The organism is Marisediminitalea sp. (assembly GCF_984433645.1).
The window spans coordinates 1-15,009 of the sequence record NZ_CFIDRX010000107.1 but is presented as its reverse complement, the minus strand read 5'-3'; the positions used below and the strand labels follow the sequence as shown (position 1 = coordinate 15,009).

The following is a 15,009-nucleotide window of genomic DNA, read 5'->3' as shown; positions in this document are numbered from 1 at the left end:
TGTCTGAGCGACGTTCGCGAAGCGACGGCACGACCAGACCCAATACGTTTAACCGGTAATACAGCTCTTTACGGAATTTACCTTCTTCTACCAATTGCCCCAAGTCCTGACAGGTGGTGCAAATAAATCGCACGTCAACGCCGACCGGGTTTACGTCACCAATGCGACGAAACTCACCATCTTCCAGTACTCGCAACAACTTTGCCTGGAGTTGGGTTGACATGTCGGCGATTTCATCGAGTAGTAAAGTACCACCTGCGGCCTGTTCAATCAGCCCCACTTTGGCCTGGGTTTGGTTGAATGTACCTGCCGCATAGCCAAACAGTTCAGTTTCAGCCACGTTATCGGGTATAGCACCGCAATTTAGTGCAAGAAAAGGTTTGTCGGCTCGGCGACTGCTCTGATGGCATGCTTTTGCCAGCATTTCTTTGCCCGTACCGGTTTCACCAAAAATAAGAATAGGGGCATCGAGATCGGCAATGCGTTTTGCCTCGTCGATAGTCTGCTGCATAGTTGGCGACTGCGTAATCAACTTGTCAAAGCTGCCGGTATCGTGCTGTTGAAACACAGTAATTTGCTGACCCAGACGCACTTCTGACTTCAACATCACAACCGCCCCAGCTAACACGGTTTTGTCGTCGGAATCATCGACGGTAATGGGTAAAATATCTGCAACAAAATCCTGTTGTATAAACTTCACCTTGGTGCTGTGTGGCGTTGGATTTTTGCTTTCCAACCAACGGCTGAAATTAAATCCTTTAACATACTCACCAATCTCAGTGAGCAACAGGTCGTTTTCATCCATCTCGAGGCCGCTGGTCACTGCATCGTTGCACAATAACAGTTTGCCGCGGTTATCAATGGAAAAAACCGGATCAGGCAACGTTTGGACAATCGCAAACAATTGATTACGCTCCCGCTCGCCAGGCATAAATAGTGTGGTTTTTACGTCTTCGATCCCTGGAATACGGCGAATTTTCGGCATCAAATGCTGAAAATCCTCGAATTTGATATTGGGAAAGTTGAGGAAAATTTTACCGACTTCGTCGATTTCTATACCGCGGAGGTCAATGTTATGGGTAACTAAAATATCCAGCACATCCTGGGCGATCCCGAGTCTGTCCTGACAACTGATTTCTAAACGCATCCAAACACCTGGCAGCTGTAAACTATATTTTACAGAATATCACAATTTAATAACTATTCTAGCGTAATACGCAATTAGCAACTGAAATGTTCATTTTTCCATAAAAATGCAAAAAACCGTGCATGCCAGGCATGCACGGTTGCTAATTTTAGTATAGTTAGCTTGCTTTTTTCTTGGGTTCGAAGAGAGGTTCGAACAACCCCAGTTGTTTGGCTTCCTGAACAAGTGCCATCAGATCCATTTCTGAAATGTCCAGCAACTGGTCGAAGTTTTCCAGAATGTAGTAAAGCGGTTGCAGAATATCGATGCGATATGGCGTTCTGAGTACATCAGTCACCACAATGTCACGACGAACCGGTACGTCACTTTCCAGCGCGTATTGCGTTTCTTTCGGCGAAGACAGTATTCCACCACCGACAATACGCAGGCCGTCATGCTGTTTTACCAAACCAAACTCAACGGTAAACCAGTACAAGCGAGCCAAAAAGACACGGTCTTCTTTACTCGCAGCCAGACCTAGTTTGCCATATCTTTCTGTGAATTTGGCAAAGGCCGGATTGGTCAACAAAGGACAATGTCCCATAACCTCGTGGAAAATGTCCGGCTCTTGTAAATAATGAAAGTCTTCTTCGCTACGAATAAAGGTCGCAACCGGGAAACGCTTGTTCGCCAGTAATTCAAAAAACTCTGCAAAGCTGATCAACGCCGGCACCGCAGCGGTTTGCCATCCGGTAGCTGCCTGCAGCGCCCGGTCTATATCAGGGAGCTGCGGAATAACGTCAGGCTGCAAGCCCAGTAACTCCAAGCCGTGAAAATACTCATCACATGCTCTGCCTGGTAGCAACGCCATTTGTTGGTCATACAATGCCTTCCACACGCGGTTCTCTTCCGCTGACCACTGAATAATTCCGCCTGGGCCGGGAGTTTTTGAATGATATTTTGATTGCTTAGCCATACACCGAATTTAGTTAACAATTTATTGACTAAAGTGTAATGATTTTGGTGCTCAGCAACACTCCCGAGCGGTTCACACCTGTTCATTCGATGTAACATTAAATTTACAAAATGCGACTTAATGACACTGCCGAAAATTTATAAAAGGCATTAAAAAAGCCTGCTAAATCATAGACTAACAGGCTTTTTTATGATGGTTGAGCATAGCGTTATAAACGGCTAATTTCGCGGTTTAACTGATACTCTCTGGACGTTACGTAAGTTTCAATTTTGCGCAAACGTTTTTCGATTCCCTGGAAACGGTTCGCAATATCGTGAAAAGCTTGTCTTGGCGGCTCACCGGCCTGCCACACCTTGGTTTTCACTTCTACGCGCTCGTTGTCGTCGGCTCCACCGGCATCACTGTTCCGCCATCCCTTGCTGGTGTCGCTGCCATCGCGGTAGGTGGGCACTTGCTCCACGTTCGCCGGGCGCTTGTCAAAAATAAACCAGCACGCAATGTAGGTGACGAAAACAAACGGCCCTGCAAGTAAGAAAAACGCCGTGACCGTCAGGATACGTACCAACCAGACTTCAAGTCCGAAGTACTCGGCGATGCCGGCGCACACACCGGCAATCCGGCCGTGCTTGGTGTCACGATAAATCGTTTTCTTAGTCATGCGCGATTTCTCCACTCAGGTGCTTCTGAATCAAGAATTGCTTCCAGGGTTTTAATTCTGTCTGCCATCATTTCGGCTTTGCCAGCCAGTTCCTGTAGTGCAATCTGATCTTCAGCCGTTAAGCCCTGGTTGACCTGCTTCTTACTGCGATAGTGCAGAATCAACCAGATAGGTGCAACAAAGATCAAAAAGATAATCAATGGTGCAAGTATTAGTGCAACCGTGCCTTCATCCATAATATACCTCCGATATGAAGCGCTGAAATCAATCAGCCGAATACGTTATTAACTTATTTCGCTTTGGCTGATTTGCCAGCAGGCTTTGCAGACTGCTTCATTTTGGCTTTCAATGCTTCCAGCTCATCATTAATTTTATCGCCGGCTTCTAACTCTGCAAATTCATCGTGTAACGATTTTTTACCCAGGTCATACGCTTCGACTTGCGATTCAATGTCGTCAATTTTGCGCTCGTATTGCTCAAAGCGTCCCATTGCTTCGTCGATTTTACCGCTATCCAGTGTTTTGCGAACTTCCAGTCGCGAAGACGCGGTTTTCTGACGCATGATAATGGTTTTCTGACGTGCCTTAGCATCGGCCAGTTTTTCCTGCAGCTGTGCGGTTTCAGTTTGAAGCTTACCGATTTGTTCTTCAACAATCTGTAGCTCTTTGCTGAGTGACTCAGCCGCTTCGTTACTCTTTTTCTTTTCCTGAAGCGCTGCGCGTGCCAGGTCCTCACGGTCTTTGCTTAGTGCAAACTCCGCTTTGGCCTGCCAGTCTGCGGCATCCGCTTCCGTTTTGCTAATTTGTGCCACGATGTCCTTTTTACTGGCAATGGTTTTGGCTGACGCTGAACGTACTTCTACCAGCGTGTCTTCCATTTCCTGGATGATCAGGCGAACCATTTTCTCCGGATCTTCAGCCTTATCGAGTAATGCATTAATATTTGAGTTCACAATGTCAGTGAAACGCGAGAAGATACCCATAATTACTTACCTCTGGCTCGTGTTGAAAACGAATGGTTAATCTTGGTACTAACCATACAAATACCCTGCCAACTTCAAAAAATATTTTAACACACTGTTTTTAAACAGTTTAAATAGAAAAAAAGAAATACTCGAATCGGCATCTTTTTTAATCTACACTATTAATTGGTCGATTTGGCTACTTTTTGAGGGAATTAATGAGTCGGTTTCGCCAACAGGACAATTTGCTCGGGCAAGCGAACAGTTTTTTAGAGATTCTGGAACAGGTTTCTCAAATTGCGCCGCTAAATAAACCCGTATTGATTATCGGTGAACGTGGAACCGGTAAAGAACTCATCGCAGCGCGTTTACACTTCCTGTCAAAACGCTGGGATCAAAACTATGTGAAGCTCAACTGTGCCGCGCTGAACGAAAATTTACTGGAAAGTGAATTGTTCGGGTATGAAGCCGGGGCATTTACCGGCGCAGCCAAACGCCGGGAAGGTCGTTTTGAGGTTGCTCACAATGGTACCTTGTTTCTGGATGAGCTGGCCAACACCTCGGGATTGATTCAGGAAAAACTGCTGCGCGTTATTGAATACGGTGAGTTTGAGCGCGTAGGTGGCAGCCGAACGTTAAAGGTCGATGTTCGACTCATTGCCGCAACCAACGAAGATTTGCCTTCGCTGGCAGACTCAGGCGAATTCAGAGCCGACTTACTCGACCGACTTGCTTTCGATGTAATTACCATTCCGCCGCTTCGTGAACGCAAAGACGACATCTTATTGCTGGCAGAGAACTTTGCCATCAATATGGCGCGGGAACTGGAAATGGAGCTGTTCAGTGGCTTTACCGAAAAAGCCAAGCGGACCCTGCTTGAGTATGACTGGCCCGGTAACATCCGTGAATTGAAGAACGTGGTAGAGCGGGCCGTGTACCGTTGTAATAATCCAAATCTACCCGTGCACGAAATTATCCTCGACCCGTTTGAATCTGCATTTCGCCCCCAGGCCAGAGTCAAAACCCAGGATAGGATTGCACAATCGCCGTCATCAGCACCGACTGATGCCCAACCGATTGCCTCGGCGCCAGCAGCTCAGCCAGCGGCCGCTGAACTTCCGACACTTATGCCGCCTATTGCAGACTATCCGTTGGATTTAAAGCAGCTCAGCCAGGATTACGAGATCAATATGATCCAACAAGCATTAGCCGACAGTCAGTACAATCAGAAAAAGACCGCAGAAAAGCTCAGTCTGACTTACCATCAACTGCGTGGTTATCTGAAGAAATACAACCTGCTTGATTCCACGGCCGAGGAAAACTGATCATGCGCTATCCGTCAGCCAGTCATTTGCTTACGGTTATTTGTTTTTTTAGCCTGGCTGGTTGTTCGCCGCAAAAATACAGTGAGAAATTTCAGGAAGGGCTGGTGTATTGCTCTGAGAGCGATCCGTTATCGATGAACCCGCAATTGGATACATCAACCACCACGGCCGATGCTACCGCGCACCAAATCTATGACCGCCTGTTAGAGTTCGATACCGAAACCGGCCGTATTCAACCGTCTTTGGCCAGCGAATGGTCAGTCAGTGAAGACGGCCTGATTTACCGATTTACGCTGCGGCCAGATGTGGTGTTTCACAGTACCGCCTATTTCACGCCTACCCGTCCGTTTAATGCATCAGATGTGGTGTTTTCGTTCAATCGCTGGCGTTTAACTGAACACCCGTTTCACCGTGTTTCCGGTGGCTATTACCCGTATTTTGAAAGTCTGGGACTGGCGTCAAACATTGCTGATATTCGTCAAATATCTTCGAACGAGGTAGAAATAGCGCTGTTTGAGCGTGACAGTTCTTTTTTGGCCAATATCGCCAGTGACTTCTCGGTCATATTGTCGGCTGAATACGCTGACTATCTGATGTCCATGGGAACGCCCGAAGAGCTGGACGAATTCCCGATCGGTACCGGCCCTTATCAATACCAGAGCTATAAAAAAGACCACTATATACGCTACAACGCCAACCCTTCTTACTGGCGGGGACAACCCGACAGTAACACATTGATTTTTGATATCACGCCCAAGAGCTCCCTGCGACTGGCAAAACTCATGACCGGTGAGTGTGATGCGATTGCATTCCCGGCCCGAGTCGACCATGAAATTATTCGTGAACGCGACGATTTGGTCCTGGCTGAGAAAGCCGGTTTGAATATTGGCTTCTGGGCCTTTAATACCGAGCGTCCGCCGTTCGACAATCCGGATGTTCGCAAGGCGCTGGCCTATGCCATCGATAAAAACACCTTGTTGGAAGCCGTGTATTTCGACAGCGCGACCCGCGCCAGGTCCTTGCTACCAGCTGCGAGCTGGGCGTATCAGGCTGACGCCGATGACACTGGCTATAATCCGGTACTGGCGCGTAAGTTACTGGACAATGCCGGTGTACCACCCGGGTTCACTATGAATGTATGGGCCATTCCGGTAGAGCGTGCCTATAACCCCAATGCGAAGAAAATGGCGGAGCTCATTCAGAATTACCTGGCGGAAATCGAAGTAAACGTGAACATTGTGAGCTACGACTGGACCACATTCAGACGCTTGCTAAGAGAAGGCAATCACGATTCAGTATTAATTGGCTGGTCTGCTGACAATGGCGACCCGGATAACTTCTATCGGCCGCTGCTAAGTTGCGATGCGATCCCTTCCGGCACCAATCGCGCACGTTGGTGTGAGCCTGCCTACGATGAAATTCTCGACAAGGCGCTGCAAACCGAAGACATTGAAGTGCGAAAAGCGCTATATTTGCAAGCTAATCAATTAATTTTTGAAAAACTTCCACTGGTGCCTATTGCGCATGCATACCGCTATCAGGCCTACCGGAAAGAACTCAATGGCATGATCATCAATCCATTCGGTGGCGTTCGACTTGGCGGGGTAACCAAACCCCGTGATTAATATCCTACTGCGCTACACTATTTTGTTTGTGCTGACATTGCTGGCTTTGTCAGCATTGTCTTTTACATTGATATACCTGTTCCCTGCAGAGCCGATCATCAATCTCACTGGTATCACCCCGCAGAATAGTATTCAACACGATGCCCTTGTTCGCCAATACCGGCTGGACAGTGCCTATTTAATTCAGTTTTGGCACTACCTGGAGCAGCTATTCAGCGGCAACTGGGGCTACAGCCTGATCTCGGGTCAACCACTCAAGGAAGAAGTACTTACCGCGCTCCCCGCTACCGTAGAACTTAGTACATACGCGATGATGATTGTGATAATGGTGGGTATTCCCATTGGCTGTTATAGCGGTTTACGCGCCTACACGAATGCCGATTTCACCATTAACTCGCTCAGCGTCACCGTCTATTCGGTACCGGTATTTTGGCTTGCCGTGTTGTTTATACTGACGTTTAGTCTGCAATTTGGCTGGTTGCCTTTATCTGGCAGACTGAACTTATTGTTCGATATACCCAGCCAGACCGGCTTTTTGTTCATTGATATTCTGCTTGCAGATGACGTTGATACCTCTCTAGCCATGCGTGATGCATTCTTGCATCTGATTCTGCCGACGTTGTCGATAGCCTGTATTTCAACTGCAGCGATTATTCGTATCACCCGTCGCTCTATTATTGATGTACTCAATAAGCCCTATATCACAGCAGCTAAAGCGCGCGGACTATCAAATCGCCAAATATTTTTCCGGCACGTACTGCGCAACGCGCTGCTGCCCATATTGCCGCTCATGGCCATGCAGATCACAACCCTGATCACGAACGCTATGATTGTAGAAACCTTGTTTTCCTGGCCAGGTATTGGCAACTGGCTTATTCAGGCAATTTATCAGCGTGATTATTCAGCACTGCGGATTGGCATGCTGGCGGTATCGACTCTGGTAGTCATTATTACCATTTCGATAGATTTGTTTAACCGGTTAATTGACCCCAGCAGGGAAAAATTCGAAAGTGTCACGATTTAGTCTCTACGAAGATGAAATTCGCCCGTCACCGTGGCAGCACACATGGCGCGAGTTTAAATCCAGTCACGTAGCTCTGGTGGGGTTAGCGATTCTGCTGCTGTTTGTCTTCTTTGCATTCTTCGCTCCGTTGGTTACGCCCTATGATCCCTTGTTCCAGAATACGGAGTCCATTTTAGTGGCTCCAAGCTGGCACCCGAATGGTTCGATTACCCATCTGTTTGGCACAGATGCACTGGGCCGGGATTTATTTTCACGGATTATGTATGGCTGCCGGGTAACCTTTGGTACCAGTCTACTGGTGGTCATCATTGCCATGGCGGTGGGCGTGTCTATAGGTACCATTGCAGGCATGTTAAGCGGAGTGCGATCAAGCGTCGTCAATCACTTACTGGATGCGTTAATGGCCATCCCTACCCTGCTGATTGCCATTATCATCGTAGGCATTTTAGGCAGTGGTCTGGTCAACAGTATGTGGGCCATCACACTGGCGCTTATCCCGCAGTTTATTCATCACACCCGTACCTTTGTGCGCGCCGAAATGAAAAAAGACTACATTCAGGCGTCGACATTGGACGGCGCAAATCGCCTGCAGATTTTTTACTATTCAATTTTACCCAACATGATTGAAATGCTGGTCGTGCAAGGCACCCTGGCCTTGTCTATTGCCGTTATTGATATAAGCGCCCTGGGCTTCCTGAATTTAGGCGCACAGCCGCCATTACCCGAGCTTGGCGCTATTCTGGCAGCAGGTCTGGATGTCGGGTATTTGTCGCCGTGGAATATTGCCATTCCGGGGATCGCCATATTCCTGATGGTACTGTCGATCACCGTGGTAGGTGATGGCCTTCGTTCAGCATTGAGAAAAAGGGTAAATCGCTAATGCCATTGTTAGACATTAAAAACCTTACCCTTGAAATCAATACCGGCTCCCAGTCCATTAAAGCGCTGGATAAAATTAACTTAACGGTGAACTCCGGCGAAATTCGCGCGCTGGTTGGCGAATCGGGTTCAGGGAAAAGCCTGATTGTACAAGCCATCGCTGGTGCTACACCCGGCAACTGGCATCTTACCGCCGACCGCATGAGTTGGAACGGTGAAAACTTGTTGTCGATGTCTGTTGAGCAACGCCGTCAGGTATTGCGCAAAGACATCGGCGTGGTGTTTCAACACGCCATTGCCTCGCTCGACCCTTCCGTGACGTTGGGAGAACAGCTTGAGGAAGCCGTACCGGATGAATTAATTGAAGGTAAGTGGTTCTGGCAACGCGCTCAACAACGGCGCAGGGAAGTCATTAGTACCGTGCACAAAGTCGGAATAAAAGATCACAACCACTACCTGCGTGCTTATCCCCACCAAATTCCAACCGATATCGGGCAAAAGCTGATGCTGGCCATGGCGTTGGTGAATCAGCCTAAAATGCTGATAGCCGATGACCCGACCCGAGGCATGGAAACCACCACCAAGGTACAGGTACTGAAATTGCTCTCGCGGTTGAACCAAACACGCTCACTTGGCATTTTATTCGTCAGCCACGACCTGCTGGCGATTGCCAGTATGTCGCATACCATGACGGTATTGTATTGCGGGCAAACCGTTGAGTCCGGCAAAATGAAACACATACGCAAGCGTCCATTGCATCCTTATACCAAGGCGCTGTTAGACAGCGCACCCAGTTTCAGCAAAGATTTGCCGCCCAAATCCCAGTTGCCCACACTGGCGGGGACGATCCCAACGCTACAACACTTGCCTATTGGCTGTCGTTTAGGGCCGCGCTGTCCAAGAGCACAGCGCGCCTGCGTGAACGTTCCGGCAGTGCGTAAAATCCACGATCACAGTTACAGCTGCCACTTCCCGCTGCATATGGAGAAATTATGAAGCAGGTATTGGATGTCAGTGGCCTGACGTTCAGGCACAGCAGTAAAAAGCGTTGGTTGAAGAAACCTGAGATTTTTTCGCTAGGCCCAATTGATATGCAGGTAACCAAAGGCGAAACCATTGCAATCATTGGCCAGAACCGCTCGGGGAAATCACTGCTGGCAAAAATGCTGGCCGGCGCGGTAGAGCCTGATGAGGGTAATATTCACCTCATGGAAGAGAAGTACTGGTCTGTTCGACATCGCGCAGCGCGCAAAAATGCCGATATCACCGGTATTCGTATGATCTTTCAACATAGCAGCGAGTCCATGAACCCTGGCATTACCGTTGGCCAGATACTCGATGAACCTCTGCGTTTGAATACGGGCCTGTCAGAAGCTGAACGCAAGGCCCTGATTGCCGATACCCTGGTGAAGGTAGGGTTACTGCGTGAGCACATCTACTTTTACCGGCATATGCTGTCTGACGGACAGCAACAACGTGTCGCCCTGGCCCGTGCCATTCTGCCAGAGCCCAAAGTATTAATTGCCGATGAGCCATTCGCAGCATTGGACCCGACGATACGATCACAAACCGTAAACCTGATCTTAAAGCTGCAACAAGAAATGGGGTTGGCTTTTATATTTATTTCTCACAACCTGGGAATCGTTCGACATATCGCCGACCGAGTGATTGTGATGGATGGTGGTCAGATTATAGAGAGTGGAAAAACAGAGACCATCTTTCGATGGCCTCAGCATGAAACAACCAAAAAACTGGTGTTGTCTTATCAGTCACTGATCCCGCAGCAAACGCTGCGGTGATCAGCGGTTAATCGACTAGCCTACCAGCGCAAGCAAAACACCGGCAGCTACGGCAGAACCCAGTACCCCGGCTACATTCGGGCCCATCGCATGCATCAACAGGAAGTTGTGCTGGTTTGCTTCCAGACCGACTTTATTCACTACCCGCGCAGCCATTGGCACAGCAGATACACCGGCAGCGCCAATTAATGGGTTAATAGAACCGCCTGTTAAGCGGCTCATCAATTTCGCCATTAATACCCCAGCCGCCGTACCGATACCGAACGCAACCGCACCCAGTCCTAAAATACCTAAGGTTTCTACCGTCAGGAATTTATCGGCAGACAGTTTGGAACCAACCGCCAGGCCCAGGAAGATAGTCACTATGTTGATCAGCTCGTTTTGCGCGGTTTTGCTTAAACGGTCAACCACACCACATTCTTTCATAAGGTTACCGAAGCAAAACATGCCCACCAAAGGCGTAGCCGACGGCAGGAACAAAATGGTCAGCAGCAGTACGCCCAATGGGAACAGGGTTTTCTCTTTCTTACTGACATGACGCAATTGCGCCATTTCAATTTTGCGCTCTTCCGGCGTCGTTAACGCTTTCATGATTGGCGGCTGAATAATTGGCACCAGCGCCATGTAAGAATACGCTGCTACCGCAATTGCCCCCAGTAAATCGGGTGAAAGGCGCGAAGCCAGGAAAATAGCTGTCGGACCATCCGCCCCACCAATAATGGCAATCGCAGAGGCATCTTTAAGGGTAAAGTCGAACCCCGGAATGAAATTCAGCGCAATCGCACCAAACAAGGTGGCAAAAATACCGAATTGCGCGGCTGCACCGAGTAATAACATCTTGGGGTTTGCGATTAACGCACCGAAGTCAGTCATTGCCCCTACGCCCATAAAAATGAGCAAAGGGAAGACGCCTGAGTGAATACCTACCTCATAGATGTAGTACAACAATCCGCCCGGATCGGTAAAACCTGCCAGTGGGATGTTGGTCAGAATGGCACCAAAGCCAATAGGAAATAACAGTAAAGGTTCAAAACCACGCACAATGGCCAGGTAAAGCAATAATGCACCTACCGCCATCATAACCACCTGCCCCAGCTCAAAATGCGCCAGCGCAGTGCTATTCCATAAAATTGCTAACTGTTCCATGGCGTTACCCTAACTCGATTAGCGGCTGGCCGTTGGTAACGCTGTCGCCTTCTTTCACCAGGACGGCAGACACAGTGCCATCGAAGGCACTACGGATTTCGGTTTCCATTTTCATGGCTTCCAGAATAATGACCACATCGCCATTACTCACCTGATCGCCAGGGCCTACCAGTACTTTAAACACGTTACCGGCTAACGGTGCATTGATTGCCTGACCACCTGCCGATGGTGCTGGCGCAGCAGCTTGTGCTGGTGCAGCAGAAGCAACCGGCGTAATCGCCCCCAACTGGCCAGACGCAGCTACTTCCACGCTATACACTTTGCCGTCGACACGAACGTCATAACTGCTCGGCGCATCTGCGCTTGCAGTGGCTGCAGGAGCAGCAGGCGCTGCGGCTGTTTGTTCAGAAGGAGCCGGCTCAAAGGCATCCGGATTACCGCGGTTTTCCAGGAACTTAAGGCCAATTTGAGGGAACAATGCATACGTCAGTACGTCGTCAATTTTTTGCTCCGCCAAGGTAATTGACTTCTCCGATGCCAGTGAATCCAGTTCTGTTTCCAGTTTTTCCAGTTCAGGGTCGATCAGATCAGCCGGGCGACACGTAATGGCTTCACCGCCATCCAATACGCGCTGTTGTAGTTCTGCGTTTACTGGCGCCGCTGTGGCACCGTACTCACCTTTCAACACGCCAGCGGTTTCTTTGGTAATGCTCTTGTAGCGCTCACCGGTCAGTACGTTCAGTACTGATTGGGTGCCAACAATCTGTGATGTGGGTGTTACCAGCGGAATAAAGCCTAAATCTTCACGAACGCGCGGGATTTCTAACAGTACGTCGTCGAACTTTTCTTCTGCGCCCTGCTCTTTCAGCTGATTTTCCATGTTTGTCAGCATACCACCCGGTACCTGAGCAAGCAGGATACGGGCGTCCACGCCTTTCAGGCTACCTTCAAACTTCGCGTATTTTTTGCGAACTTCACGGAAATAAGCAGCAATTTCGCTTAAATCAGGCAATGACAATCCGGTATCACGCTCAGTGCCTTCCAGAATAGACACCATCGTTTCGGTCGCAGAGTGACCATAGGTCATGCTCATCGACGAAATCGCGGTGTCGAGGATATCAATGCCGGCATCAATGGCTTTCTGGTAAGTGGCCGTACTCAAACCTGTGGTTGCGTGACACTGCATGGCAATCGGTACATCTACCGTTTGCTTAAGTTGCGTTATGAGCGTTTCACACTCGTAAGGCTTTAACAGGCCAGCCATGTCTTTAATGCAGATGGAGTGTACACCCATGTCTTCGAGTTGCTTGGCCATGTCCAGCCACAACTGCAGGTTGTGTACCGGGCTTACGGTATACGAAATCGTTCCCTGGGCATGAGCACCACAGTTGACTGCAGCTTTTACTGCCGTTTCCAGGTTACGAACGTCGTTCATTGCATCGAAAATACGGAATACGTCTACACCGTTGTCGTGCGCGCGCTCAACAAAACGCGTTACCACGTCGTCGGCATAATGGCGATAGCCCAGCAGGTTTTGGCCACGCAGTAACATTTGCTGCGGTGTATTTGGCATGGCCTGCTTCAACAAGCGAATACGCTCCCAGGGATCTTCACCCAGATAACGAATACAGGCATCAAACGTTGCCCCACCCCAGGACTCAATTGACCAGTATCCGGCCTTATCCAGTTTTTCAGCGATTGGCAGCATATCCTCTATGCGCATTCTGGTGGCGAGCAGGGATTGGTGTGCATCCCGAAGCACCAGTTCGGTAATGGCCAGTGGCTTTGACATGTGAGCTCCTAAAGTGTGTTAACGGTTAGCTTGACGGTGTGCATGTACGGCAGCAGTAATAGCAGCAACGATATTTTTATCTTCATTTGCCTGTGCTGGACGTGCAGCCTTTGACGACGCTCTCGTTGGCGCCTGAGGCTCCTGGCCTGGAAAGCGTTCACAGAACGCCTTCAGAAGGTTCACCGCCGCGATCAATATGGTAAGAAATACGAACACGAAGCCCATCCCTACCATGAGTAAGGTAGCAGCTTCGAACAATAAATCGTTTATAGATTGTGCGGACATAGTTTTTCCCGGCCAAAATTTTGGAAACGAATAAGTACCATGTCGGTATATAAAACACAATACAAACACCCGTTTGAATTGCATAAAAAATCAATATAGGCGTTTTAACTGCAATAATTATTCGTTTTTGTGAATAATATATTCATTTGGTGATGGGTCCCATAGATTTGATGAATATATCAAACCAACTAAAAACGGTGCTCACTACCACCCACCATAATATTATTTAAATTTATACATCCCATAAACAACAATGATAAATAGTGCTTTAGCACTATTTATCATCCCACTCGAAGACATCATTCACGCTAACGTCAAATACCCGTGCAATGCGAAACGCCGTTTCCAGCGAGGGCGAGTAGCGCCGTTGCTCGATGGCCGCCACGGTTTGACGTGTTACCCCTACGGCTTCCCCCAATTGGGATTGCGTCATCTCTCCATGTGCTTCTCTGAGCGCTTTTATTGAATTCGTGATCGGTAACTGCTTTGCCATTAAATAATCGCGCTCCGGTGCAATACAATGCGATATACGTAATCGACAATGGCTGCTAATGCCATACTGCCCAGCACCATATAAAACAGCATGTCTCCGTTGTTCCAATGCAGATAGTGCGACATCGACACAACAGCGCCTACCCCCATGATCCAACCCGACGTATAGCCAGCCTTCCGCTCAATATGTATTTCCCGTTCATCGGCTGGTGTTGATGCCTGTTTGGGCGAACAGATACTGATCACAACCTGCCCAGCCACCACAATGACGACCAATACCAGAGTGTATGAAGAAATCAATCCAATAGACGGTGACACTAAGCCACCCGCCGCAACTGATGCTTCATACACGGACCACCCGCACATAATAGATATTACTGTTAGTGCCAGCGCCATGACCCACGCTGATTTTTCCTGAAATGACATTTTGTTCACCCATGTTAACTATTTTTAACATGGTTAGTATTTACTCAGCTCAGTTTGATGTCAAAAATTTTTAACATAGCAATTGTTAGTGAATGTGTCGGAGTTGATATATCAGAGTGTAGCCAGGTGAATAATAACGGTACTGATCCAGGTCAGTATGCGGCGCTTAAATTGTCTCGCAGAGAAGCTTGTTATGGCACGGCATCATGCCCAACGTCTTATTAGTTTAAACGGGGAAAAGGGTGTGAGTTATGAAATTGATATTTACGTTTAGGCCTGTAGCGCAAACCAAGGCGCTGCGTGGCAAACTGAGAATGGCGTGAGTTAAATACTAGAAAGTGTGTAGCAATGTAATCAGGTCATTTGCGAAGTAATATACTCAGCCCGTTCTGACGCAGGCCAAAAACAAAAAAGCCCGTTCGCATTGAACGGGCTTTCGTAATGTGGCGCGTGTGGAAGGATTCGAACCTCCGACCGCCTGGTTCGTAGCCAGGT

The 15,009-nt window shown here is 48.5% G+C and carries 16 protein-coding genes; 6 read left to right on the top strand and 10 right to left on the bottom strand.

Going from position 1 to position 15,009, the window contains the following annotated elements:
* From AC4MRN_RS13630 to pspA, 5 genes are all read right to left on the bottom strand, one after another.
* Positions 1-1,147, bottom strand: a 1,147-nt coding sequence (locus AC4MRN_RS13630; protein WP_491203573.1) for a sigma 54-interacting transcriptional regulator, incomplete at its 3' end; no start/stop codon positions are given.
* 157 nt (positions 1,148-1,304) lie between these two features.
* The gene (gene phhA, locus AC4MRN_RS13625) at positions 1,305-2,102 is read right to left on the bottom strand and encodes a phenylalanine 4-monooxygenase (RefSeq protein ID WP_491203572.1); all 798 of its coding nucleotides are present in this window, start codon (positions 2,100-2,102) and stop codon (positions 1,305-1,307) included.
* Between the two features lie 208 nt (positions 2,103-2,310).
* Positions 2,311-2,760: an envelope stress response membrane protein PspC gene (pspC, locus tag AC4MRN_RS13620; RefSeq protein WP_073318957.1), complete on the bottom strand. Its 450-nt coding sequence runs from the start codon at positions 2,758-2,760 to the stop codon at positions 2,311-2,313.
* Complete coding sequence (gene pspB / locus AC4MRN_RS13615; RefSeq protein ID WP_073318960.1) at positions 2,757-2,996, bottom strand: envelope stress response membrane protein PspB; 240 nt, start codon at positions 2,994-2,996, stop codon at positions 2,757-2,759. Before pspB ends, pspC begins: the two co-directional genes overlap by 4 nt.
* 53 nt (positions 2,997-3,049) lie before the next feature.
* Positions 3,050-3,742, bottom strand: a complete 693-nt coding sequence (gene pspA / locus AC4MRN_RS13610; RefSeq protein WP_155015416.1) for a phage shock protein PspA — start codon at positions 3,740-3,742, stop codon at positions 3,050-3,052.
* Between the two features lie 197 nt (positions 3,743-3,939).
* Between pspA and pspF the strand changes: the two genes are divergently transcribed.
* The 6 genes from pspF to AC4MRN_RS13580 are packed head-to-tail and all read left to right on the top strand — an operon-like array spanning position 3,940 to position 10,373.
* Positions 3,940-5,046 carry a phage shock protein operon transcriptional activator gene (pspF, locus tag AC4MRN_RS13605; RefSeq protein ID WP_490711807.1) on the top strand — a complete coding sequence of 369 codons (1,107 nt, stop codon included), beginning with the start codon at positions 3,940-3,942 and terminating at the stop codon, positions 5,044-5,046.
* Between the two features lie 2 nt (positions 5,047-5,048).
* On the top strand, positions 5,049-6,671 hold the full coding sequence (locus AC4MRN_RS13600; protein WP_073318966.1) for an ABC transporter substrate-binding protein: 1,623 nt from the start codon (positions 5,049-5,051) through the stop codon (positions 6,669-6,671).
* Positions 6,664-7,695, top strand: a complete 1,032-nt coding sequence (locus AC4MRN_RS13595) for an ABC transporter permease (protein ID WP_155015419.1) — start codon at positions 6,664-6,666, stop codon at positions 7,693-7,695. Before AC4MRN_RS13600 ends, AC4MRN_RS13595 begins: the two co-directional genes overlap by 8 nt.
* Positions 7,682-8,575, top strand: a complete 894-nt coding sequence (locus AC4MRN_RS13590) for an ABC transporter permease subunit (RefSeq protein ID WP_073318971.1) — start codon at positions 7,682-7,684, stop codon at positions 8,573-8,575. Before AC4MRN_RS13595 ends, AC4MRN_RS13590 begins: the two co-directional genes overlap by 14 nt.
* The gene (locus tag AC4MRN_RS13585) at positions 8,575-9,570 is read left to right on the top strand and encodes a peptide ABC transporter ATP-binding protein (protein WP_073318974.1); all 996 of its coding nucleotides are present in this window, start codon (positions 8,575-8,577) and stop codon (positions 9,568-9,570) included. Before AC4MRN_RS13590 ends, AC4MRN_RS13585 begins: the two co-directional genes overlap by 1 nt.
* Positions 9,567-10,373 carry an ATP-binding cassette domain-containing protein gene (locus AC4MRN_RS13580; RefSeq protein WP_491203571.1) on the top strand — a complete coding sequence of 269 codons (807 nt, stop codon included), beginning with the start codon at positions 9,567-9,569 and terminating at the stop codon, positions 10,371-10,373. The genes AC4MRN_RS13585 and AC4MRN_RS13580 overlap by 4 nt, the downstream gene beginning before the upstream one ends.
* 15 nt (positions 10,374-10,388) lie before the next feature.
* On the opposite strand, the gene AC4MRN_RS13575 is transcribed toward AC4MRN_RS13580, so the two are convergent.
* The 5 genes from AC4MRN_RS13575 to AC4MRN_RS13555 form a co-directional block, all read right to left on the bottom strand.
* The gene (locus AC4MRN_RS13575; protein ID WP_491203570.1) at positions 10,389-11,519 is read right to left on the bottom strand and encodes a sodium ion-translocating decarboxylase subunit beta; all 1,131 of its coding nucleotides are present in this window, start codon (positions 11,517-11,519) and stop codon (positions 10,389-10,391) included.
* A gap of 4 nt (positions 11,520-11,523) precedes the next feature.
* On the bottom strand, positions 11,524-13,311 hold the full coding sequence (oadA, locus tag AC4MRN_RS13570) for a sodium-extruding oxaloacetate decarboxylase subunit alpha (RefSeq protein ID WP_491203569.1): 1,788 nt from the start codon (positions 13,309-13,311) through the stop codon (positions 11,524-11,526).
* Between the two features lie 18 nt (positions 13,312-13,329).
* Positions 13,330-13,596: an OadG family protein gene (locus AC4MRN_RS13565; protein WP_073318986.1), complete on the bottom strand. Its 267-nt coding sequence runs from the start codon at positions 13,594-13,596 to the stop codon at positions 13,330-13,332.
* Positions 13,597-13,870: 274 nt separating this feature from the next.
* Complete coding sequence (locus AC4MRN_RS13560; RefSeq protein WP_155015424.1) at positions 13,871-14,089, bottom strand: helix-turn-helix transcriptional regulator; 219 nt, start codon at positions 14,087-14,089, stop codon at positions 13,871-13,873.
* The gene (locus AC4MRN_RS13555; RefSeq protein ID WP_370242646.1) at positions 14,089-14,514 is read right to left on the bottom strand and encodes a hypothetical protein; all 426 of its coding nucleotides are present in this window, start codon (positions 14,512-14,514) and stop codon (positions 14,089-14,091) included. Before AC4MRN_RS13555 ends, AC4MRN_RS13560 begins: the two co-directional genes overlap by 1 nt.
* Positions 14,515-15,009: the final 495 nt, after the last annotated feature.

Bases quoted from the DNA above. Each gene is read 5' to 3' on its own strand.
- phhA (WP_491203572.1), bottom strand. From the start codon at position 2,102: ATGGCTAAGCAATCAAAATATCATTCAAAAACTCCCGGCCCAGGCGGA.
- AC4MRN_RS13600 (WP_073318966.1), top strand. From the start codon at position 5,049: ATGCGCTATCCGTCAGCCAGTCATTTGCTTACGGTTATTTGTTTTTTT.
- AC4MRN_RS13580 (WP_491203571.1), top strand. From the start codon at position 9,567: ATGAAGCAGGTATTGGATGTCAGTGGCCTGACGTTCAGGCACAGCAGT.
- pspF (WP_490711807.1), top strand. From the start codon at position 3,940: ATGAGTCGGTTTCGCCAACAGGACAATTTGCTCGGGCAAGCGAACAGT.
- pspA (WP_155015416.1), bottom strand. From the start codon at position 3,742: ATGGGTATCTTCTCGCGTTTCACTGACATTGTGAACTCAAATATTAAT.
- AC4MRN_RS13560 (WP_155015424.1), bottom strand. From the start codon at position 14,089: ATGGCAAAGCAGTTACCGATCACGAATTCAATAAAAGCGCTCAGAGAA.
- pspB (WP_073318960.1), bottom strand. From the start codon at position 2,996: ATGGATGAAGGCACGGTTGCACTAATACTTGCACCATTGATTATCTTT.
- AC4MRN_RS13565 (WP_073318986.1), bottom strand. From the start codon at position 13,596: ATGTCCGCACAATCTATAAACGATTTATTGTTCGAAGCTGCTACCTTA.
- AC4MRN_RS13585 (WP_073318974.1), top strand. From the start codon at position 8,575: ATGCCATTGTTAGACATTAAAAACCTTACCCTTGAAATCAATACCGGC.
- AC4MRN_RS13555 (WP_370242646.1), bottom strand. From the start codon at position 14,514: ATGTCATTTCAGGAAAAATCAGCGTGGGTCATGGCGCTGGCACTAACA.
- oadA (WP_491203569.1), bottom strand. From the start codon at position 13,311: ATGTCAAAGCCACTGGCCATTACCGAACTGGTGCTTCGGGATGCACAC.
- pspC (WP_073318957.1), bottom strand. From the start codon at position 2,760: ATGACTAAGAAAACGATTTATCGTGACACCAAGCACGGCCGGATTGCC.
- AC4MRN_RS13575 (WP_491203570.1), bottom strand. From the start codon at position 11,519: ATGGAACAGTTAGCAATTTTATGGAATAGCACTGCGCTGGCGCATTTT.